Annotated in this window: 17 protein-coding genes and 1 tRNA gene; 6 read left to right on the top strand and 12 right to left on the bottom strand. The window is 53.8% G+C overall.

All coding sequences use genetic code 11. The features are described 5' to 3' along the window. Positions 1–11: 11 nt before the first annotated feature. The 3 genes from P1U71_RS07270 to P1U71_RS07260 are packed head-to-tail and all read right to left on the bottom strand — an operon-like array spanning position 12 to position 3241. A complete protein-coding gene (locus P1U71_RS07270) occupies positions 12–1823 on the bottom strand; it encodes an acyclic terpene utilization AtuA family protein (RefSeq protein ID WP_301104905.1) in 1812 nt (603 codons plus the stop codon). 5 nt (positions 1824–1828) lie between these two features. Next, the gene (locus P1U71_RS07265) at positions 1829–2656 is read right to left on the bottom strand and encodes an enoyl-CoA hydratase-related protein (RefSeq protein ID WP_301104904.1); all 828 of its coding nucleotides are present in this window, start codon (positions 2654–2656) and stop codon (positions 1829–1831) included. Positions 2657–2692: 36 nt separating this feature from the next. Next, on the bottom strand, positions 2693–3241 hold the full coding sequence (locus P1U71_RS07260; RefSeq protein WP_301104903.1) for a TetR/AcrR family transcriptional regulator: 549 nt from the start codon (positions 3239–3241) through the stop codon (positions 2693–2695). A gap of 262 nt (positions 3242–3503) precedes the next feature. On the opposite strand from P1U71_RS07260, the gene P1U71_RS07255 reads away from it, so the two are divergent. From P1U71_RS07255 to P1U71_RS07245, 3 genes are read left to right on the top strand one after another with little or no spacing between them, the layout of a single operon-like run. Beyond that, positions 3504–4649, top strand: coding sequence for an acyl-CoA dehydrogenase family protein (locus P1U71_RS07255; RefSeq protein WP_301104901.1), 1146 nt, complete (start codon positions 3504–3506; stop codon positions 4647–4649). Positions 4650–4659: 10 nt separating this feature from the next. After that, positions 4660–5871: an acyl-CoA dehydrogenase family protein gene (locus tag P1U71_RS07250; RefSeq protein WP_301104900.1), complete on the top strand. Its 1212-nt coding sequence runs from the start codon at positions 4660–4662 to the stop codon at positions 5869–5871. A 4-nt stretch (positions 5872–5875) separates the two neighbouring features. Beyond that, complete coding sequence (locus tag P1U71_RS07245; RefSeq protein WP_301104899.1) at positions 5876–7000, top strand: acyl-CoA dehydrogenase family protein; 1125 nt, start codon at positions 5876–5878, stop codon at positions 6998–7000. Here P1U71_RS07245 and P1U71_RS07240 read toward each other — a convergent pair. From P1U71_RS07240 to P1U71_RS07225, 4 genes are read right to left on the bottom strand one after another with little or no spacing between them, the layout of a single operon-like run. Beyond that, positions 6979–9012 carry an NADPH-dependent 2,4-dienoyl-CoA reductase gene (locus tag P1U71_RS07240; RefSeq protein WP_301104898.1) on the bottom strand — a complete coding sequence of 678 codons (2034 nt, stop codon included), beginning with the start codon at positions 9010–9012 and terminating at the stop codon, positions 6979–6981. The genes P1U71_RS07245 and P1U71_RS07240 overlap by 22 nt on opposite strands. 25 nt (positions 9013–9037) lie before the next feature. Continuing rightward, positions 9038–9832: a TIGR03084 family metal-binding protein gene (locus P1U71_RS07235; protein ID WP_301104897.1), complete on the bottom strand. Its 795-nt coding sequence runs from the start codon at positions 9830–9832 to the stop codon at positions 9038–9040. A 27-nt stretch (positions 9833–9859) separates the two neighbouring features. After that, complete coding sequence (locus P1U71_RS07230; RefSeq protein WP_301104896.1) at positions 9860–11851, bottom strand: acetyl-CoA carboxylase biotin carboxylase subunit; 1992 nt, start codon at positions 11849–11851, stop codon at positions 9860–9862. 52 nt (positions 11852–11903) lie between these two features. Continuing rightward, a complete protein-coding gene (locus tag P1U71_RS07225; RefSeq protein WP_301104895.1) occupies positions 11904–13526 on the bottom strand; it encodes an acyl-CoA carboxylase subunit beta in 1623 nt (540 codons plus the stop codon). Between the two features lie 225 nt (positions 13527–13751). Between P1U71_RS07225 and P1U71_RS07220 the strand changes: the two genes are divergently transcribed. Together P1U71_RS07220 and P1U71_RS07215 are read left to right on the top strand one after the other, a co-directional pair. After that, complete coding sequence (locus P1U71_RS07220; protein ID WP_301104894.1) at positions 13752–15221, top strand: hydroxymethylglutaryl-CoA synthase family protein; 1470 nt, start codon at positions 13752–13754, stop codon at positions 15219–15221. Between the two features lie 2 nt (positions 15222–15223). Further along, positions 15224–16429 carry an acetyl-CoA acetyltransferase gene (locus P1U71_RS07215; protein ID WP_301104893.1) on the top strand — a complete coding sequence of 402 codons (1206 nt, stop codon included), beginning with the start codon at positions 15224–15226 and terminating at the stop codon, positions 16427–16429. 66 nt (positions 16430–16495) lie between these two features. Here P1U71_RS07215 and P1U71_RS07210 read toward each other — a convergent pair whose 3' ends face one another. Further along, the gene (locus P1U71_RS07210) at positions 16496–18037 is read right to left on the bottom strand and encodes a long-chain fatty acid--CoA ligase (protein ID WP_301104892.1); all 1542 of its coding nucleotides are present in this window, start codon (positions 18035–18037) and stop codon (positions 16496–16498) included. A 40-nt stretch (positions 18038–18077) separates the two neighbouring features. Continuing rightward, positions 18078–19265, bottom strand: a complete 1188-nt coding sequence (locus P1U71_RS07205; protein WP_301104891.1) for an acyl-CoA dehydrogenase family protein — start codon at positions 19263–19265, stop codon at positions 18078–18080. A gap of 190 nt (positions 19266–19455) precedes the next feature. Here P1U71_RS07205 and P1U71_RS07200 point away from each other — a divergent pair, with 190 nt between their 5' ends. Next, positions 19456–20304: a crotonase/enoyl-CoA hydratase family protein gene (locus P1U71_RS07200; RefSeq protein ID WP_301104890.1), complete on the top strand. Its 849-nt coding sequence runs from the start codon at positions 19456–19458 to the stop codon at positions 20302–20304. Positions 20305–20344: 40 nt separating this feature from the next. Here P1U71_RS07200 and P1U71_RS07195 read toward each other — a convergent pair. The 3 genes from P1U71_RS07195 to P1U71_RS07185 all read right to left on the bottom strand — a co-directional run bounded on the left by P1U71_RS07195 (position 20345) and on the right by P1U71_RS07185 (position 21640). Further along, positions 20345–20421 (bottom strand) — tRNA-Arg (locus tag P1U71_RS07195). Between the two features lie 87 nt (positions 20422–20508). Beyond that, positions 20509–20688 carry a DUF3012 domain-containing protein gene (locus P1U71_RS07190; RefSeq protein WP_301104889.1) on the bottom strand — a complete coding sequence of 60 codons (180 nt, stop codon included), beginning with the start codon at positions 20686–20688 and terminating at the stop codon, positions 20509–20511. Between the two features lie 70 nt (positions 20689–20758). Continuing rightward, positions 20759–21640, bottom strand: a complete 882-nt coding sequence (locus tag P1U71_RS07185) for an OmpA family protein (protein WP_301104888.1) — start codon at positions 21638–21640, stop codon at positions 20759–20761. Between the last annotated feature and the right edge of the window lie 285 nt (positions 21641–21925).

Raw genomic sequence — 21925 nt, 5'->3', positions numbered from 1 at the left:
GCGACTAATTTTTATACTTGGTGTTCCAACAGATCGCCCGGCACTTTTATCGGCAATGCCAGAAGCTGTTGAGCGTATGTCTTCGCCAGATTATCGAGATGAAGAGTGGAGGTTCCCCCGCCTCCCAGACAGTTCGTTAGCAGAAAATTCACCGCATTCATACCCGGCAAATCAAACCGCATCACCTCCCCCTCCACGACATGCCCGAAATATTTTTTTACGGCCTCTTCTGTTGCGCTTTGCTTGATCCAGGGAAGATAATTAGGCTTGCGGGCGATGACGCCAACATTGGCATTGTTCCCCTTATCACCGCTGCGTGCGGCCGCCAGAGTTATCAATGGCACTTCGACCAAAACATCAGACGTCGAGTTCAGGGGAGATTCCGGCGCAGCATGACGCATTTCCGGGAATTTTGAATATTCGCTCGAAACCTTTATATCATATTTAACCGGTTTATTATTTATAAACACCTTCGGCTGAATACGCGCCTTGTCGATCTGAAATGCGAACTGTGCAACAACCGGCGTGATCTTTGGGCGGCCCGCCGCCCCTGCCGAGGTGCGCCCCGTCGTCATGGAAAGACCGACGCCCGTTGTCTCCTTGGAGAAGAGCTCCAGCGCCGCCCGTTCATCATGGCGGACATCTATCTGGGTAATGATCTCGCGTGCAACGGCAGCATGCTCATCTGCGTTCTCCCCCCAGAGGGTTTGCGCTCCGATAATGTGCACAGCCGTATCGCGGTAATCACCAAGGTTACGATCAACAAAAAGACGACGGGTCCGCTTCAGCAAAGCATCAGCAAATGCCTGCCCTTTTTCCACCGCGTCAAAACCGGTGATAACGGTCATTGCCGTTGCGCGATATCCATCCTTGTAGGTACCGGAGACTTTATAGGTTGATGTCGGCGCCCGGCCTTTGACATTTGCCACTTCCAGCCAATCTTGTTTCGTTTCCGTAAGAGTGACACCGGAAAAATCGCAAATGACATCGGGCATGATATAGGCTTCCGGGTCTCCAATCTCATAGAGGATCTGCTCCCCGACCGTAAGACGGGAAACAAGACCGCCGGTGCCCACTGGTTTGGTAATCGCAAAATCCCCATCTTCCCGACAGACGGCGATGGGGTAGCCCATATCATCCCAGCCACCGACAGTATCGCGCCAGTCGGTAAAGTTTCCGCCAGTTGCCTGCGCCCCGCATTCAAGAATATGACCGGCGAGACTGCCTGAGGCGAGCTTGCCATAGTCATCGACGGTCCATCCAAACTCATGAATCAGTGGGCCCAAGGTTACGGCGCTATCGACGCATCGACCCGTGATCACCACATCCGCTCCTTCATCGAGCGCAGCGGCAATCGGGAACGCCCCGAGATAGGCATTGGCGCTGATCATCCCGTCTGGCATCGGAACGCCAGAGAACATCTCGGTCATTCCTTCCGACCGCAGGCTCTCTATTTCCCCCGTCAGATTGTCGCCCTCGACCGTGCCGATTTTGATATCCAGCCCGGCCTCTTCCGCGACCTTGGCGAGGGCTGCGGCACAGGCCGCCACATTGACGCCGCCCGCATTGGCAACAACCTTGATCCCGCGTGCCTTGATTTCATGAAGAAGCGGCTTCATGGCGAGATCGACAAAGTCCCGCGCATAGCCGAGGTCCGGCGACTTTTCTTTCGCCCGCACCAGAATCGACATGGTAACTTCCGCGAGATAGTCGAAGACAAGATAGTCAAGATCGCCCTTCAGAACGAGTTGGCGCGGCGCCTCCTGTGAGTCGCCCCAATATCCTGATGCACCGCCAATCCGGATGGTTTTTGAACTTGTCATATCCCTCATCCTTTCGCTTTATCGCCGGTTTCCTGCCAGGCAGGTTTTCGTTTTTCGGCAAAGGCGGATTGTCCTTCCTTACCTTCATCCCCCCGATTAAGGGCAGAAAATTTTTCCGCCGAAAACCGCACCATTTCCTCTTCGGGCAATGATCCGACTTTCAGCATGATCGCTTTGGTCGCTGCGTTGGCCATGGGGCCACAGCGCATCACCCGTTCGACAACCTCTTCCAACGTCGCATCGATATCCGCATCGGCAGAGAGATACTGCGCAATACCATATTCAAACGCCTTTGCGCCATCGAACCGCTCAGCGGTGAGTGCAAGTTGCCGCGCGCGGGTCAAGCCAATTCTTTTGACCACATAAGGCGCGATCTGGGCCGGCGCGACACCAAGCGTCGTCTCCGGCATGCCCATCCGCGCGCCTTCTGCAACGATGGTGATATCAGCGAGACAGGCATAGCCCATGCCGCCCCCAAACGCAGACCCCTCAACGACCGCGATCGTCGTTTGCGGCAAATGCTCAAACTTTAGGAACGCCAACCCGGCGGACTGGTTTCGCTCCATAATCGGATCGCTGTCTTCAGTGACAACATCCTCGGCCATGTTGCGTCGCTCTTTAATATCACCGCCCGCGCAAAAATGCCCCCCGGCGCCGCGCAGCACCACCACCCTGACATCAGGCGTCGCTTCCAGCCAATCGACAACTGCGGCGAATTCTGCCCCCATCTGGCTGTTAATGGCATTTCGCTGATCCGGCCGGTTGAACCACAGATTCAATCTCCCCGCGACCACATCAAGCTTTAGAAATTCACACTCCGGTAATTCATGCATTTTCTTTTTCTTTCTTCTTATCGCATCACCCGCCGATTATGCCTCGGTCAGGTATCTTGTAAACATAGCCTTAAATTGATCAATTTGCAGCGAAACTTTTTCATTTTTCCCGGCAATCATATTTGTCAGCGCCAGACCGCGGAGTGTAATGAGCAACATATCCCGCCATGACCGGATTTCCTCCCGGCTTCGTCCCGTATCGGCAAAGACCGCCTGCCAGACAACGGCTCTTTGTTTCTCAAGCTCTTCCAGGGTTGTCGTAATCGCTTCTTCAAATGCCGGGTCCTGCCGCCCCCGGACGGCTATCTCGATAAAAGCCGTGTAATTAAAACCGCGAAACCCCTGCCAGTAATCATCAACAATACGATTGATGCGCTCCTCCAGCGGTAACCCCGTCAGCTCATCCGCATCCAGATGGCGGCTGAGACGGTTTGCAATTTCCTCGATACTCGCAACCAATAAGGATTTCGGATTCTCAAAATGATACTGGATGGCTCCGCGCGTCAGCCCTGCCTCCTGCGCGACATCTGCCATGGTAAGCTGCCCGGCCCCCTTCTCATGAAGCAGCATAATCGTTGCATCCACAAGCCGTCCTCGGGTTTCCGCCCGCCTGTCCTCCTGCCGTCGACGTTTTCCGCCTCCTCGTAACGACGCCGTTCCCAAGTCAGCCTCCCGAAAGCGTGGATGAACAACCTGCATATTCCGCAAGATCGTCCCATGCAGCTATCGCATAATATTTATTTGTAACATTCATGCGTGAATGTTAATGTGGGCGTACAGAAAAAACAATCCCTTTAAGGGGACCGGAGGCATTGCTCATTCCGGAAAATATAAAGCGGGGAAAACCATGCAATTTACTCAGGAACATCGTGAACTTTCCGAAAGTTTGAAAAAATTCATTGAAGCAGAGATAAATCCTCATGTTGATGAATGGGAAGAAGCGGAACAGTTCCCTGCTCATGAATTGTTTAAGAAGATGGGGAATATGGGCTTCCTCGGCATCGGCAAGCCAGCTGAGTTTGGCGGCAGTGGCCTCGACTATTCCTATGAGGCCGTTGCTTCCGAGACGCTCGGCTATATTGCCTGTGGCGGTGTGGCGATGGCAATCGGCGTGCAAACCAACATGTCGACCCCTGCCCTCGCCCGGTATGGTTCGGACGAATTGCGGCGTAATTTCCTGGCTCCCGCTATTGCCGGCGATATGGTCGGCTGCGTTGGTGTCACCGAAGCCGCCGCCGGGTCGGATGTTGCAAGTCTTAAGACAACCGCCCGAAAAGACGGTGACGACTATGTGATTAACGGCTCCAAAATGTATATCACAAACGCCTTGCAGGCGGACTGGGTCTGCCTTTTGGCCAACACGGGCGATGGCCCCGTGCATAAGAACAAGACGCTGATAATTGTTCCCATGGATAGCCCGGGCATCACCAAACATAAACTCCGCAAGATCGGCATGATGTCCTCCGACACGGCGCAGCTTTTCTTCGATGATGTGCGCGTACCCCAGCGGAACCGTATTGGCGAAGAAGGGCGCGGCTTCATTTATCAGATGCAGCAGTTTCAGGAAGAGCGACTGTTCGCCGCCGCGCGCGGCCCTCGCGTCATGGAAGAGGCGATCAACGAGACGATTGAATATACACGTGAGCGCAAGGCCTTCGGCAAAGCCATTCTGGATAATCAGGTCGTGAACTATCGTCTTGCAGAGCTCCAGACAGAAGTGGAGGCGTTGCGCGCCCTCACCTATCACGCCGTGGAACGTTATGTGGCGGGCGAAGACGTCACCAAGCTTGCCTCCATGGCGAAGCTGAAGGTGGGGCGGCTACAGCGCGAGGTCATGGACAGTTGCCTGCAATATTGGGGCGGTCAGGGATATATGTGGGAATCCTCTATCTCTCGTAAGTTTCGCGATTTCCGGCTGACATCCATTGGTGGCGGTGCCGATGAAGTCATGTTGAAAGTCATCACGAAACTGATGGGTATTTCTCCGGACTAAGGAAGAAAACATGGATTTAACGGATCACGCGGAACACAGGCAGTTTCGCGAAGAAGTGCGGACATTTATTTCCGAGCATCGGCATCTCGCACCTGAGGACACGGCCCATTCCTACCGGCTGATGCCGCGCCCCTATTCTGAGGAAGTCCAGAACTGGCAACAGCTACTGGTGGAAAAAGGATATGCAAACCGAACGGTGCCGTCCGAATATGGCGGGTTCGGTGCGGAACCTGACATTCTGAAGTCGAAAGTCATTGCCGATGAATTTTTCAAGGCAAATGTGCCACAAGGCCTATACAGCCAGGGTATCTCCATGCTGGTACCGACCCTGCTGGAGCATGGAACAGAGGAGCAGAAAAAGGAATGGATCAGCCGGACAATTCGCACTGAGGTATTCTGGTGCCAGGGTTATTCAGAGCCTAATTCCGGCTCCGACCTCGCCAGCTTGCAGACCAGCGCGACAGAAGATGGTGACGACTTCATCATCAACGGCTCGAAAATATGGACCTCCTCCGCCCATGTCGCGCAGATGATCTTCTGCCTTGTCCGGACAGAACCCGAGGCCGGGAAGTATGACGGCATAAGTTATTTGATCTTTCCAATGGACACCCCAGGCATTGAGATACGCCCGCTTCAGACAATGACGGGGCACCCATCTTTTAACGAAGTTTTCTTTACTGATGTACGCGTTCCCAAAAGCGCGGTTGTCGGCGGGCGGGGTAAGGGCTGGAAAGTCGCGAATAGCACTCTCTCGCATGAACGAGGCATGCTATCCAACGCGAACTTATCCCATGAACGTCTCCAGAAAATCGAAAAACTGCTCAAGAGGGAAGGATCCGATGGCCGCCCAATTGGCGAAAACGCTCCGTTGATGGACCGGTATATCCGTCTGCAGGCCCGCGTACAAGGCATGCGGTTCCATGAAATGCGCCTGATATCGGATGCCGCCGCAGGCAAACCGAGAGGTCTCGGCGATATGGTCTGCAAGCTCATTGGCTGTGAGTTGAACCACCAACTGGATGGGCTTGCTATTGATATTCTTGAGGAAGCCGGCGTTCTATATGACGGCATCCCGTCGATAGAGTTAGATGGCATCTGGCAACAGCTCCATATGTACGATCTCGGGCTTATTATTGGTGGCGGCACCGCCCAGATTCAGAAAAACATTATCGCGGAGCGCGGGCTCGACATGCCACGCGAACCGCGTCCGGCACAAGGATAACCCCATGGAATTCGGACTTTCAGAAGAACAGCTTCTTATTCAGGAGAGCTTTCGCGGAACATTGGAGCGACTTGTCAACCTTGACTCTATTCGCGCCGTCTCCAACGGTGCGCAATCGATGGATAAAACTCTCTTCGCGGAACTTGCAGATCTCGGCATGGCAGGTCTTCTTATCGATGAGGAAGAGGGCGGCACGGGCCTCACATTGTTTGATGCCGCGATTGTCGCCATGGAGCTTGGGCGCAGCATAGCGCCTGTGCCCTTTGCCGCTACCGCGGTTATGGCTCCGCTCGCCTTGAAACTTGCTGGCAGTGACGCTCAGCGAAAAGAATGGCTCCCCAAAATTGCCGCAGGCGAGATCATCGTCGGCATGGCTCTTTCTGATGCGATTCATGGCGCAAAGCGTGGTGCGAGTGTTACGGCGCATAACAACAAGCTGAGTGGTCAAACATCCTTCGCCCTCGATACGGCGGAGGCAGACGCCCTGATTATCGCCGACACCGAGAGTAATCTATATCTCGTTTCGACAGATGCATTGGGGCTTGAATGCACCCACATGCCCTCTATCGATGGCACACGCCCGCTCACCGATATCATACTAAAAGATGTAGCGGCGGAGCCGCTTGGTAACGGCGGCAAGGTTCATATTACAGAAATCATAAACGCGGGTCGGGTTATTCTGGCGGCGGAAAGTTTCGGCGCATCTGAAGAAATGCTGAGCCGAGCGGTCGATTATGCCAAGGAACGGCGTCAGTTCGACCGGGCCATCGGTTCCTTTCAGGCCGTCAAGCATCTCTGCGCGGAAATGGCGGCGGAGTTGCAACCCTGTCAGGCGCTTATCTGGTATGCCGCCTATGCCTTTGACAGCCTACCTGAAGAGGCAGAACTGTCCGGCTTGCTGGCAAAATCACATATGGACGAAATCGGGCGCTTCGTTGCGCGCACGGCAACGGAAGTGCATGGCGGCATGGGCTACACAGACCTGATGGGCCTGCATTTCTGGTTCAAGCGCATCGGCTTTAACCGTGCCCAACTCGGTGGGCCTGAAAAACTACGTGCACTTGCCGCAAGCCTTCAAGGACTGACGGGATCGTCCGCGACGTCTCATCAAACGGCGGCGGCGAGGTAACTTGCCTGATTAATGGCACGTTTGGCGTCGAGTTCCATAGCCTCGAACGCGCCGCCAACGAGTTCGGCATCGACCCCGTTTGCCACCAGCTCGTCGTAAAGACCGCGCAGCGGAAGCTGACCTGCGCAGATGATTACCGTATCGACATCCAGAATTTCATACTGATCATTGATATGAAGATGCAGGCCCTGATCATCGATCTTTATATACTCAACACCATTGATCATTTTAACGCCGCGCCGGGCCAGCGTGATGCGATGGGTCCAGCCGGTCGTCTTACCAAGACCGCGCCCGACCGGTGACGATTTCCGTTGAAGTAACGTTACCTCTCGATCCGCTTTCGCGATGATGGGTTCGATACCCGTCACACCGCCGCGCGGATGGTTTTTAAAATCGATCCCCCATTCCTTCGCGAAGATATCAACATCAAGCGCAGAAGATGTCCCTTCATGGGTTATCTTCTCCGCGACATCGAAACCAATACCGCCGGCCCCCATAATGGCAACTTTCTTGCCGACAGACTTCGTACCTTTGATCACATCGATATAACTGACCACCTTCGGATGATCGATCCCCTCAATATCGGGAACGCGCGGGGAAATACCGGTGGCGACAACCACCTTGTCATAGCCTTCTGCGGCCAGTATATCGGCATCGACCCGGGTGTTGAGCTTCAGTTCGATCCCGCGCTTTTCGATCATACGGTTAAAATACCGGATCGTCTCATGGAACTCCTCCTTCCCCGGAATTCGCTTTGCAAGGTTGAACTGCCCACCGATTTCCGATGACGCGTCGAATAATGTGACCGAATGACCCCGCTCCGCCGCCACCGTCGCGTAAGCCAAACCCGCTGGGCCTGCGCCGACCACGGCAATCCTCTTTGGCACTTCGACCGTTACATAATTCAGCTCCGTTTCATGGCAGGCGCGTGGATTGACGAGGCAACTGACTTCCATTCCGTTGAATGTATGATCCAGGCATGCCTGATTGCAGGCGATGCAGGTATTGATTTCATCCTCCCGCCCTTCGAAAGCTTTCAAGACCAAATCCGAATCCGCGAGCATCGGGCGCGCCATCGAGACGATATCCGCATCCCCGCGCGCCAGCACCTCCTCCGCAACGGCCGGCATGTTAATGCGGTTACTGGTAATAAGTGGAATACTGAGTTCCTTCCGGAGGCGCCCCGTTACCTGGGTAAAAGCCGCGCGCGGCACCATTGTGGCAATTGTCGGGACAGCAGACTCATGCCAGGTGAAATGGGTACTCATGATATTGACACCAACTTCTTCGATTCTTTTGGCGAGTTGTACCACTTCCTCCCATGACATGCCGCCTTGCAACATGTCCATCGCGGCGATACGGAAGACGAGAATAAAATCCGGCCCCACAGCCTCTCGTACCCGACGCATGACCTCGACGGGAAAGCGCATCCGGTTTTCGAAGGAGCCGCCCCATTCATCCGTTCGAAGGTTGGTTTTCTCAACAAGGAAAGTGCTGAGAAGATATCCGGCAGAACCGATCACCTCGACACCGTCATAACCTGCTTTCCGGGCACAGACCGCACAGTTCACGATATCTGCAATTTGCTTCTCTATCCCTGCAGCGTCAAGCTCGCGCGGGGTCTTACGGGCAATGCGGGAGCGGATGGCCGATGGCGCGACAGGACTGTCATTCCGGGCGAGCGGTCCCATATGCAGGATCTGCATGCAGATTTTAGAATCCGGCGAGGCCTGATGCACGGCATTCGTGACAAGGCGATGTTCCTCCACCTCGTCATCATTTGAAAGTTTTGCGCCTGCCCCGCCCTCAAGATTTGGCGAAATACCACCGGTAATAATCATCCCGACGCCACCGCTGGCTCGCTCCGCGAAATAGGTGGCCATGCGCTCAAACCCGCCCTCAAGCTCTTCGAGCCCCGTATGCATAGAGCCCATTAGCGCGCGGTTCTTGATCGTCGTGAAGCCAAGGTCTAGAGGAGAGAAAAGATTTGGGTATTTCTGATGTGCCGTCATTTTTTTCTAATCCTTTATTCCAAATTCAGGCGTGGCGCGTTCCTGGGGCGGGCGGATTGCGCGGCGGACCCGCGAAGCATTGAGCAACAGACATCCAGCGCGTCGCGACGTCCCCGGAAACCTGAATATCCGTATCGACGATATTGCGGGTCTGCGTAACAACCTGACAAAACTCTGCGGCGTTTCCTTCAACCAAGTCCGTGTCCGTCTCCGGGTTCCATTCCCAGATCTCACCCGATGGCGCCGTCAACCGGACATGCGGAACCGGCTTCGGCACTTCTTCCTTGCGATTGATAAAGGTCCAGCCGAAAGTATTCATCCCCATAACGGCTATACTCTTGATCAGGTCTCTGTTTTCCCGTTCAACCCCCAGCAGATCGTATATTTCCTGCGCATGGGACCAGGTCTCCATCAGCCTGGCCGAGATGCTGGATCGCGCACTCATGCTCGGCCCTACCCAGAGCAGCCGTTGCTTCGGGTCGGCGGCGTAGAACCGGTCAGACATCTCCAGATAATACTTCCGCCAGGCATCCCGAAGCGCAATTCCCTTCAGACCATTCAACATCTCATCTGTCGCCGCCACAAGGGAACCCGTCTTTTCCTGAATAACCTTGAGTTCACCATAAACCCGTTTGAACTCTTCCTCGTCGGTGAGGGTCAAGTCGGCGACATAGTTGAAGAAATGCAGATGCTGCATAACATCATTGACCGTCCAGTCGCGAAACAAGGTTACCCGGTCGTAATCCGCATCACCAAGTGGCTCTATGAGGCTGTAGAGCGCTTCGCTTTCATCCCTGAAGTCATAGGCTTCTTTCAGCATTGCTTGGAACTCCCTTCTATTTTCGCATTATTCCGGCGCTTCGATCTCAAACAACAGATCATCCACCGAGACCTGGCTGGCCGCCGTTGCGATGACATTCTGCACAACACCGGAAACTTCCGCCAGGATATCATGCTGCATCTTCATGGCCTCCAGCACCGCAAGTCGGGTTCCAACCTCAACGGTATCTCCAGTTTTCACAAAAACATCCAGCAAGGTGCCATGCATGGGCGCCGTCACCTGACCACTGCCCGCCGCCGCCGCGGCCGAAAGCGGGAAGGCAATCTCATTGGTGAAGCGCAATGTTTTCCCGTCGTCGGTGAGTTCAAGCACTCCGTCAGTTAATGCCTCATAATGCACATGTTTGCGCTTGCCATCGACGGTCAGTTGCGCTTTATTCTCGCCGCGCCCCATCACCTCCAGGGATAACGAGGTTTCGCCAACCACCACATTGTAGCCACCTTCGCGCATCGGTGCGACGGTTACGTCGACCTTCTCATCTTCGCTCGCGAAGACGTAGCGGGTCAGTAATTCTCCTCCGCTTGACCAGTCTACTAACTGGTCGCTCACGAACAATGCCGATGATTTGGCCCGATCCCGCTCAACCTGATAGAGGAGCACGGCTGCCATCGCCATTTCACTTTGATCCGGCGCCCGTGCGGCGAGACGCTCGCCACCGAACAAGTCTCCGATGAAGGCCGTTGTCGCCTCTCCTTTTGCGAAGGCTTCCTCATTCAGGATATCAATAAGAAAACCGCGATTTGTCGTGAGGCCAAAAATGACCGTATTTTTAAGCGCCTCAATCAGGCGATGGCGAGCTACTTCGCGGCTATCGCCATAGGCAATCACTTTCGCGATCATCGGGTCATAAAAGGGGGATATTTCCTGACCGGAATCGATGCCGACATCGAAACGAACTCCCTCCCCAGCCGCCGCCTTCCATGACGTAATCCGGCCGGTACAAGGAAGGAAATCCTGCGCGGTATCCTCGGCATAGAGGCGCACTTCAATGGCATGGCCTTGCAGTTTCACATCCTGCTGCTCAATCCCAAGCGGTTCACCTTGCGCCACCTGAATTTGCAGCGCGACGAGATCCATCCCCGTCACCAGTTCGGTCACCGGATGTTCCACCTGCAGCCGGGTATTCATTTCAAGGAAATAGAAGTTATTCCCGGCATCGAGCAAAAACTCCACCGTGCCGGCACCACGATAATTGATACTCTGGGCAGCCTCGACCGCCGCAGCGCCCATCTTTTCGCGCAAATCTGGCGTCATAACGGGGCAGGGCGCTTCCTCCACCACTTTCTGATGGCGGCGCTGGACAGAGCAATCCCGCTCCCCCAGATGGATGGCATTTCCCTGGGTATCCGCGAAAACTTGAACCTCTACATGTCGCGGTTCAATAATCGCTTTTTCAAGAATAAGTTCATCCGAACCGAATGCGTTAAGCGCCTCTGAGCGGGCAGACGCAAGGGCATCAGTAAGATTTTTCTCTTCATGCACAAGACGCATGCCTCGACCGCCGCCGCCCGCTGCTGCCTTTACCATGATCGGAAATCCGATATCTTTCGCGGCGGCGATAAGCGTATCGTCAGACTGATCCTGATCTTCATAGCCGGGAACGCAAGGTACATCGGCCGCGATCATTCGTCGCTTGGCCGCCGCCTTGTTCCCCATCAAATCAATCGCCTCGGCGGAGGGGCCGATAAAGACGATGCCCGCCTCTTCACAGGCGCGTGCAAAGTCTGCATTTTCTGACAGGAACCCGTAGCCCGGATGGATAGCCTCCGCCCCTGTTTCCTTGGCAGCCGCCAGTATTTTCGTCATGTCCAGATAGGATTGCTGCACCGGCGCAGGCCCGATCAGCACAGCCTCGTCCGCCATGCGGACATGAAGGGCAGCTGCATCTGCCTCTGAGTAAACGGCTATGGTACGATAGCCGAGGCTTTTCGCCGTTTTTATCACCCTGACGGCGATTTCGCCCCGATTGGCGATCAGTATTGAGTTAAAATTTCTCATTTTCCGGACCTACCTGTTCTTTATCTTTATTTTTTTCATTGATTACCGGAGATTAGAGACGGCCAACGCCGAAGCTGTTCGGTTGCAAGGTACGGTTACGCGCCTCCCAGCAGGTTTGCAGCGCAAAGCCGATGATCTTTCGGCTATCGCGCGGATCGACAACCCCTTGGTCGAGAAGTCGTCCGGAGGTATAGAAAGCATCCGCCTGACTATCGAAATGCTCAATCAACCGCGCCTTTTGCGCTGCCAGTGCTTCTTCATCGACGGGCACGCCCTTGCGTTCGGCGCCGCTTCTCGCCACCTGATCCATGGTGACTGCCGCCTGTTCTCCGCCCATAACACCAGTCTTGGCATTAGGCCAGGCAAACAGGAAATCCGGGTCATACGCAAGACCGGCCATGCCGTAGTTTCCCGCCCCGAAACTTGCGCCGATATAGAATGTGATCTTCGGCACACGAACATTGGAGACGGCCTGAATCATTTTCGATCCATGCTTGATCATACCTTTTTGTTCATATTCCTTGCCGACCATATAGCCGGTAATATTGTTGAGGAAGATGAGCGGAATGTTTGCCTGATCGCAGAGCTGGAAGAACTGTCCGCCCTTGGCCGCCCCATCGGGATCGATCGGGCCATTATTACCAACAATGCCACAGGCTTGCCCAAAGATATTAGCCTGCAGACAGACAAGTGTTGATCCATAACGCGGCTTGAATTCTTCAAAATCGGAGCCATCAACGAGCCGGGCAACAACTTCACGTACATCGTAGGGCTTTCGATAATCCACGGGCACGACCCCGGCAATTTCCTCGGGGTCATAGAGTGGCTCCTTGAAGCTTTTCACTTCCGGCCTTGGGCATTTGTCGTTCCAGCCGAGTCGACCGATAATATCCCGCGCGATCAGAAGGCCATGGGCGTCATCTTCAGCGAGATATTCGACAAGCCCCGTGGTGGTCGCATGCATTTCCGATCCTGCAAGCTCTTCATCATCCGAAATTTCACCGGTTGCCGCCCGCACCAGAGCTGCGCCGCCAAGCGAAGCCCGCCCCCGACCCTTGATGCCAATCACATAATCACTCATGCCTGGGAAATACGCCCCGCCTGCTGTTGACGGTCCGTGCAGCACAACGAAGGTCGGGATGCCAGCGGCACTCAGCTTTGCGAGTCGTTGGAAGCCACCCCCGCCATGCGCCCAGGATTCAACCTGATATTTCAGGAGATTGGCCCCTGCACTCTCAACGAGATGCACAAAGGGAAGCTTTTTATCAATTGCTATATCCTGGCACCGACGAACTTTTTCCCCTGATTTTTGGGTCATTGCGCCTGCATTGATTCCACTGTCGCTTGCTAAGATCATGCATCGCACGCCATTAATGAACCCGATACCGGCCAGTGAACTTGCGCCGGGAATGCTTTTGTCCCGGTCAGTCGTATCTACACAATAGTTGGCGAGGCCAAACAACTCCAGAAACGGCATTCCTGGATCGAGAAGGCGTACCAGCCGCTCACGCGGGGTAAGCTGTCCGCGCTCCTCAAACCTGGCGCGCCGCCGCTCGGACAATTGCTTTGCGCGGTCTTTTAACGCATGCAATTCATCGACAAGCGATAGCATCTCCTGTCGATTGGCAGCAAAACTGTCAGAAGAGGTAACAATTTTGGATGAGAAAACGGCCATTCGGAACTCCCGATTTTTATTTTTTCTTTATTGATAGCATAGGAAAGTTTGCACCGTTAAGAAAAAAAGACGCGACCGACCGAGGCATGATTTAATTTTCTGGCGTTACGCCCATAGTCGCTTTAAACTGTCGCCCTGTAGGAAATATTTTTGCGGGAATTTTAACGCTTATTTCCTGCAATATATATGTGGCACTAAGAAATAATAAAAAAGGAGCCTTTCCAAATGGAAGTAGGAATATTGGCCTACGGGGGATATATCCCGCAAAGCCGATTGCAACGTAGTGAAATCGCCAAAGCTCACAGCTGGTTTAACCCGGGCCTGAATGGCCTCGCCAAGGGCGAAAGAGCCATGGCAAATTGGGACGAGGATAGCGTCACCATGGCCGTCGAAGCCGCGCGGGATTGCCTCGCAGACTCTGACCGCGGCGACGTATCTGCCGTCTATATGGCCTCGACGAGCTTTCCGTTCATGGATCGGCAGAATGCTGGCATTGTCGCCGATGCGCTCAACTTAAGCAGCAGCTTGCAAACCCTTGATTTCGCGTCCTCCCAGAGAGCTGGCAGTGCTGGATTGTCTACTGCTCTGCAGGTTGCCAAAGGAGGCAGCGGTCCAATTCTTTTCACTACGGCGGAAAAACGTCAGACCAAAGCAGCAAGCCCGCTGGAATTCACCTCCGGTGACGGAGCCGCCGCTTTTCTGGTTGGGCAGGGAAAAGTAATCGCCCGCCTTATTGGCAGCCATACGGAAGCCGTCGATTTCGTCGATCACTTTCGCGGCGAAGGCGAAGCCTACGACTATAACTGGGAAGAACGCTGGATCCGGGATGAAGGATATTTGAAGATTGTCCCAAGCGCGATTTCTGCACTTTTGTCTGAAACCGGTGTCAAGGCAGAGGATATTACCACCTTCTGCTTCCCCGTCGCCGCACGTGGCGTCGCTGCAATGCTTGCGAAGAAACTCGGCCTACCCGAAAGTGCCGTCGCAGATAACCTGCAGGCAACCTGCGGGGAAACTGGCACGGCCCATTCCATGGTCATGCTCGCCCACGCCATTGAGAACAGCAAACCTGGCGATAAAATTCTTGTCGCAAGCTTCGGTCAGGGCAGCGACGCCCTGCTGTTCGAAGTGACGGAGGAAATCAATTCGCTCTCACCCCGTAAAGGTGTCTCAGGACATCTTGCCCGGCGTTACGCGGAAACGAATTACGGCAAGTTTCTCGCGTTCCACAATCTCATCAATCTGGAGCGTGGCATTCGCGCGGAAACCGACAAGAAAACGGGTCTCACGACCCTTTACCGAAACAAGGGAATGACCCAGGCGATGATTGGCGGGCAATGCTCTCAATGCGGCACGGCGCAGTTCCCGAAGTCCAATATGTGCGTGAATGAAAATTGTGGCGCCATCGGTACACAGGAAGATTACCCCTTCGCAGAGCGGCTTTCCAAGGTGAATTCCTTTACCGCTGACCGGCTCACCTATTCGCCGGACCCGCCCGCCTATTACGGCATGATCCAGTTCGAAGAAGGTGGTCGCTTGATGAGTGACTTCACGGATATCTCACCGGAGACGGATATCCAGGTGGGAATGCCGATGCGGATGATGTTCCGGATCAAGGACTATGACGACAAGCGCGGGTTCAGGCGCTATTTCTGGAAAGCGGCCCCCGCGGACGCTTCAAATAAAGGAGAATAACAATGGCCTCAGGAATTAAAGATAAAGTTGCTATTATCGGCATGGGCTGCTCCAAATTCGGCGAGCGCTGGAATAATAATGCGGAAGATCTGATGATCGAAGCCTATGTCGAAGCTTTGGAAGACGCCGGAATTGAGAAAAGCCAGATTGAAGCAGCATGGCTTGGAACTGCCATCGAGGAAGAACATGTCGGCAAATCCGCAGTGCCTCTTTCCATGGCGCTTCGTTTGCCAAATATTCCGGTAACGCGCGTTGAAAACTACTGCGCCAGCGGATCTGAAGCTTTCCGTGGTGCTGTCTATGCGGTTGCATCCGGCGCCTGCGATATTGCTCTCGCACTCGGTGTCGAAAAACTCAAGGACACGGGGTATGGTGGCCTGCCTCAGCGCAATCGGGGCTCAGTGAATGACCTTTTCTGGGCCAATGCCTCGGCGCCCGGCTCCTTCGCTCAGCTGGCGTCCGCCTATTCGGCAAAACATGGTGTCAGCAAGGAAGATATGAAACGGGCCATGGCCCATATCTCCGTCAAGAGCCATGACAACGGATCCAAAAACCCAAAAGCACATCTTCGCAATAAGATCAATGAAGAGAAAGTGATGAACGCCCCCATGATCGCGGAACCACTTGGTCTCTTCGATTGCTGCGGCGTGAGTGACGGATCAGCCTGCGCCATCGTCACGACGCCGGAAATTGCGAAATCTCTCGGCAAGAAAGACCTTATTACGGTCAAGGCGCTGCAACTCTCCGCCTCCAACGGAACGGAAGCACAGCACAACTCCTGGGATGGCAGCTATTTCGTTACCACCCGGGCGGCCGCGAACCGGGCCTATAAGGAAGCCGGTATCACCAAGCCACGCGACCAGGTCAGTATGTTCGAGGTTCATGACTGCTTCTCCATTACCGAACTGGTCACCATGGAAGATCTGTTCATTTCCGAAGAGGGAGATGCCGTCAATGACGTAATGAACGGCTTCTATGATGCAGATGGCAAAGTCCCTTGCCAGATCGACGGCGGGCTGAAATGCTTTGGCCACCCGATCGGCGCATCAGGCCTTCGGATGATCTATGAGATGTATCTTCAGATGCAGGGCCGCGCTGGCGAACGCCAGCGTAAAGAAGAGCCGGTCGTCGGTATGACGCATAATCTGGGTGGTTTCCCGCATCAGAATGTCTGCTCCATCACCATTGTCGGAAAAGAGGGCGCTTAAGCACTTTATCCGGAACCCTTCAGGCCGCCACTGCCCCGGCGGCCTGAAGAGATACCAGAGAAAGATTTACGCGGGAATACGCAGATCCCCAATTTCGTCTTTCAGGACTCTTTTCAGGACCTTCCCCGTCGCGTTACGCGGCAATTCCTCCATAAAGACAACATGCTTCGGGATTTTGTAACGGGCGAGTTTGTCCTGACAATAGAGGATCACGTCATCTGCGGTTAGCTGCTTGTCCTGCGCGACAACAATAACCGCGCATCCCACTTCATCCCAGCGGTCATCCGGAACACCGATAATTGCGAGATCGGCTATTTCCGGCATTTTGAACAAGGTACTCTCGACCTCCGCCGGATACACATTTTCTCCGCCCGAGATATACATATCCTTCCAGCGATCAACGATGAAGTAATGCCCATCCTCATCGACCCGGCAGGCGTCACCGGTATGCAGCCAGCCATCCGTTATCGTTTCTGCATTGGCCTCAGGTCGGTTCCAGTATCCGGGTGTGATGTTCGGCCCCTTCACCCAAAGCTCCCCGGTTTCTCCTTGCGGGACATCTTCGCCATTTTCATCAACAACCCGCGCTTCGGCATTTAACGCAAGCTTGCCGGCGGACCCCGGCTTGCTGAATGCCATTTCCGCATCCTGCACTGTTACCGTTGGGCTGGTTTCCGTCATGCCATATCCCTGCTGCAGGGCGAGGCCCCGCGCCTTATAGGTTTCAAGGAGCGGAACAGGCGTGGGGGCACCGCCAACACCGGAACAGGCAAGACGTGACAAATCCGTTGTGTCGAAATCCGGATGCTGGCTCATAAAGAGGTAGTTAGCCGGCACGCCAAAGAAGTGAGTGAGACCAATCTCCTCATCATCGATGATACGCAGGCACTCAGCCGGATCAAAGGTCCGCATGACCAGAGTCGTCCCCCCAAAATAGAGCGCAACGGAGCTGTAGCAGTTAAGCCCACCAGTATGAAACAATGGCAGAATAGTCAGTGTTTTGGCGTCCGGCGTAAAATAGGTAGGAACACCAAGGTTTACTGCGTTGTAAAACGCCATCCCATAAGTGTTCATCGCCCCCTTCGGCAGGCCGGTCGTACCCGAAGTGTACATAATCGTCCAGACATCATCATGCATGACCTTCGCAAGCATCGGTGTCGGACTTGCGGCCTTAATCGCTGCTTCATAAGGCGTATCCCCGCCGCCGCCGGTTGTCTCCAACAGATATGAAACGCCGGTTTTTTCTTTTAGCTCCGCGATCTCAGCAGAGAACTGTGCATCATGGATCAGGATTTTCGGTGCCGCATCACGGATGATAAAATCAAGTTCATTGACAGTGAGCCGCCAGTTAAGCGGCAGGAATATCGCGCCTATCTTGGCACATGCCGCCTGTATTTCGAGCATATCGGTGGAGTTCATCGCCAGAACGCCAACCCGGTCGCCTTTTTCAACGCCGCAAACTTTCTGAAAATGGAAAGCAAGGCGCAGCGCCCTGTCATTCGCCTCGGCATATGTGAAATGACGGTTGGAATGAAGGTCCACCCACACCTCCTTCTCCGGCACCCTTTCCGTATGATGGGCCAGCCAGTCATAATGCATCACACTCATCTATTTCCTCCCTGTTATATTTTTATGAGGTTTCCTGACTCTAAATCTCCATCTGCCGTGCGACAAGATCACGCATAATTTCTTCCGACCCACCGCCAATGGCCATGACGCGGACTTCGCGGTAAATTCGCTCCACCCGACAGCCGCGCATATATCCGGCTCCACCAAGGACCTGCATCGCCTCCCGCGCGCAGAATTCCATAGTTTGCGTCGCCTGCACCTTTAACAAGGACAGGTCTGCGACCGGTCTTTCGCCGGACTGAACGCGGAAAGCACATTGTTCCAGATAGGCCTGAGTCGCATTAATCTTCCGCGCCATCTCGGAGAACTTATGGCGAATTACCTGATGATCTGCGAGTCTTTGCCCAAAGGTTTTTCTCTCTCTGGCCCATGCGAGCGCATCTTCGAGGCAAACACGCGCGAATGCATTGGCACCTGCCGCCATTCCCAGCCGCTCGCTGTTGAAATTGCTCATGATGCCAACAAAACCCTTATTTTCTTCGCCAATGAGATTGCTCTTGGGTACCCGGACATCGTCGAAATAGAGTGCCGCCGTGTCAGAGGCCCACCATCCCTGTTTCTTAAGCGAAGTGCGGGTGAAGCCGGGCCGCTCCCGTTCAATTAACAGAAGAGAGATACCACTACGCCCCTCTCCGCCTGTGCGCACCGCCACGGTATAGTAATCTGCGCGCATACCACCCGTGATAAACATCTTCGACCCATTGACCAGATAGTCATCGCCGTCGGCCTCAGCACGTGTCTTGATATTGGCAACATCCGAGCCACCCGAAGGCTCTGTGATGGCAAGGGCATGAATTTTCTCGCCCGAAAGCACGGAGGGTGCAATCCTTTGTTTTAACGCCGCAGAGCCTGTGGCGAGAACAGGTGGCAGGCCAATGCTGTGCACCATCAGACTCGCATTGATCCCGCCAGCCCCAATTCGGGCCATTTCCTCAGACGTGACAATATTGAAAAAATTATCTACCGGGGTGCCCCCAAACTCCTCCGGATATCCGAGACCCAGCAGCCCCACCTCCCCCGCCTTCTTATATAGCTCTCGTGGAAATTCCCCAGCCTCTTCCCAGTCGTTCACATGCGGCATGATTTCCCGTTCGATAAATTCACGCAGCGTGGCGCGCCATGCCCGATGATCCTCAGTGTAATACGGGCATTGATAACGGTGTTCAAAATCAAATGGATGCTCTCCGTTAGTAAACGCAGGGGCCATGATGTTGTTCCTTATTTTAAACAGCCAATCCGTTTTGCGAGTAAATCTCCCGCCTATATCATGCCTTCTTTCTCAAAATTACGATACCCCTCAGCGATCTTTCAGGGACGAAGATATTTGATACCTGCCCGATATCGCCGTAAGATAAGCAAAAATAACAATGACACCAAACCTGAGAGGGAAACCCGCCGTGACCTATAGCTGCTTCGACGTTCAAATAGAAAATCATGTGGCCCATATCATTCTTAATCGGCCGGAAAAGCGCAATAGCATGATCCCCGCGTTCTGGAATGAACTTCCCGAGATTGTTCACGATATCGATGAAAATGCAAAGGCACGGGTGATTGTCATTTCCTCGACCGGACCGCATTTCTCCTCCGGGCTGGATGTCGCATCCTTCATGCAGGCGGAAATAACCGACCCGGCGGAAAAGAGGGCCGCCGAAATTCGTGCAGGCGCCGAATTTTATGGGGCTGTAAAAAATATGCAGAAGACCTTCACGGCATTGCAGGATTGCCGCTTGCCGGTGTTGGCCGCAATCCAGGGAGGCTGTATTGGCGGCGGTGTCGATCTTATTACTGCCTGCGATATGCGCTACGCCACCGAAGATGCGTTCATTACAATATTCGAGACGAACATCGGCATGACGGCCGATGTCGGGACATTTCCGCGCATTACCAAAGTGATCGGCGACGGCCTCGCGCGCGAGCTGGCCTACACGGGCCGCCGAATGCCCGCGGATGAAGGGAAATCTGCGGGACTCTTTAATGCCGTTTATAAGGATCAGGAGGCTTTGCTGAATGCTGTCATGGAGATGGCACAGGAAATTGCCAGCAAGGCGCCGCTCGCGATCATGGGCTGCAAGCGCATGATGAACTATTCACGCGATCATTCCATAGAAGACAGCCTCGACTATATTGCCATCTGGAATGCCAGTATGTTACAGCGGGACGAGATATTCGAGGCAATGAAGGCCAATGCTGAAAAGCGACCCGCCGAGTTTGTCGAGCTGCCGCCCATTCGCAAGAATATTGGCTAATTGGCCAGCGATAGGACGTACTAACCGCAAAATATTAAAGTGGTGATCCCGACAGGACTCGAACCTGTTACCTCAAGATTAGGAATCTTGCGCTCTATCCTGATGAGCTACGGGACCGTATCCCGGGTTTAGCAGAGAGCTTTTTTTCGCGCCAGAAAAAACTAGAAGGAATCACGAATGTGATTCCTTCGCCATTTCAAACCCTCAATCGGAAATCAATACGCAATTCTTTGCAAAATCAGCCGCTTCATTCGCGGACCAGTCCCCTTTGGGCTTTTCTTTCATCGTTTCGCACCATTCCTTGCTCCCCACCTCCGGATCGCAAGCCGTAAGCCCCAGTGCAAAAACGGACAAAAGAGTAAGGCCGACAAATTTCTTAATCATACTTTTCCCCTTCAGATACAAAAAAGGACGGGGCGCGTTTCCGCGTCCCGTCCCTTCTTGAGTGTCAAGATTACTTGCTTTCGACGGTGATTACCACACGACGGTTTGCCGCGTTTTTAACTCCATCAGCAGTCTGGACTTTAAGGTCCTTCTTACCATAGGAGCGCATGATAATCCGCTTCGGCTCCATGCCTTCCTCGATGCCCATGAAGGCAACGTTTTCAGCACGGCGTTCACCAAGCTTGTCGTTGTAGACTACGCTACCGACCGTATCCGTATAGCCAGCAATCGTAATTTTCGGATCCTCGAATTTCTTCATATATTCCGCAGCTGCCTTCACTTCTTCCATAGAGCCGGGCAGAGGTGTGTCGGAATCGAAATTAAAGTTCACTTCGAAGGATTGCGGCTTCATCATCATGGGTTCTTTCTTCTCCATGACAACGACTTTTTCTTCAACAACAACGGCGACCGGCGCCATTGCAGCCTCAATCTCTTCCATCGCTATCACGAAGGAATCCCGGCAAGCGGCGATATCTTTTGGCTGCCAGTTTTCTTCCTGCTCCTGCACCCAGCAATCAAAGCTTGTCTGTGCCTTTGCTGCCTGCATCGGAAGTTTTTCACGGGCACCTGCATTCAGAACTTGCATCAAACGCTCCCGCGCACCGATCAAGACCGGCTCTCTGTCGGAAGGAAGATGCCATTCTTCCGGATGGTAGGGATCAACCTGTTCCCCGCGCGTTGCCGCCATTGCCTTTTCCGCAAAGCGATCAGAATCAATGTAGTCACCTTCGTTATATTCAGCTTTTGCCAGTTCAATATAACCTGTGTAAAGCGCCTGCTGGAACTCACTTCCGCTGGGGCTAAGCCGCTCGGCTTGCTCCAACTTGCCGCCACAGGCCGCCAGCACGAGCGAGGCTGCACCAACTATCGCAAATCTAATCGTATTTTTCATAATTTTCCCCTCAACCCTTTCCGAGGTGCACTGGTATAGCACCAAGTATGGTTAATACTAGTACGTTGCAAAGCAGCAAACAATAAGAATTGCCATCGTTAAACTGAAATAGGCTATTTATGGACCGTTTCAACACTTAATTTGCAAATACTTAATCTAAGCTAGGCAATAACCATGGCCTAAATACGGCAAATAACCGCCATAATTATGGATTTATCATTCATACTTATGAAACATTCGTTACTGTTTCTTGACTGCCAATTCCTCGAACAAAAAAAGCCGCCG

Origin of the sequence: Sneathiella sp. (genome assembly GCF_029233945.1) — a bacterium.
GTDB lineage: Bacteria > Pseudomonadota > Alphaproteobacteria > Sneathiellales > Sneathiellaceae > Sneathiella.
The sequence above is the reverse complement of the archived record's forward strand: the minus strand, read 5'-3'. Positions and strand labels throughout refer to the sequence as shown.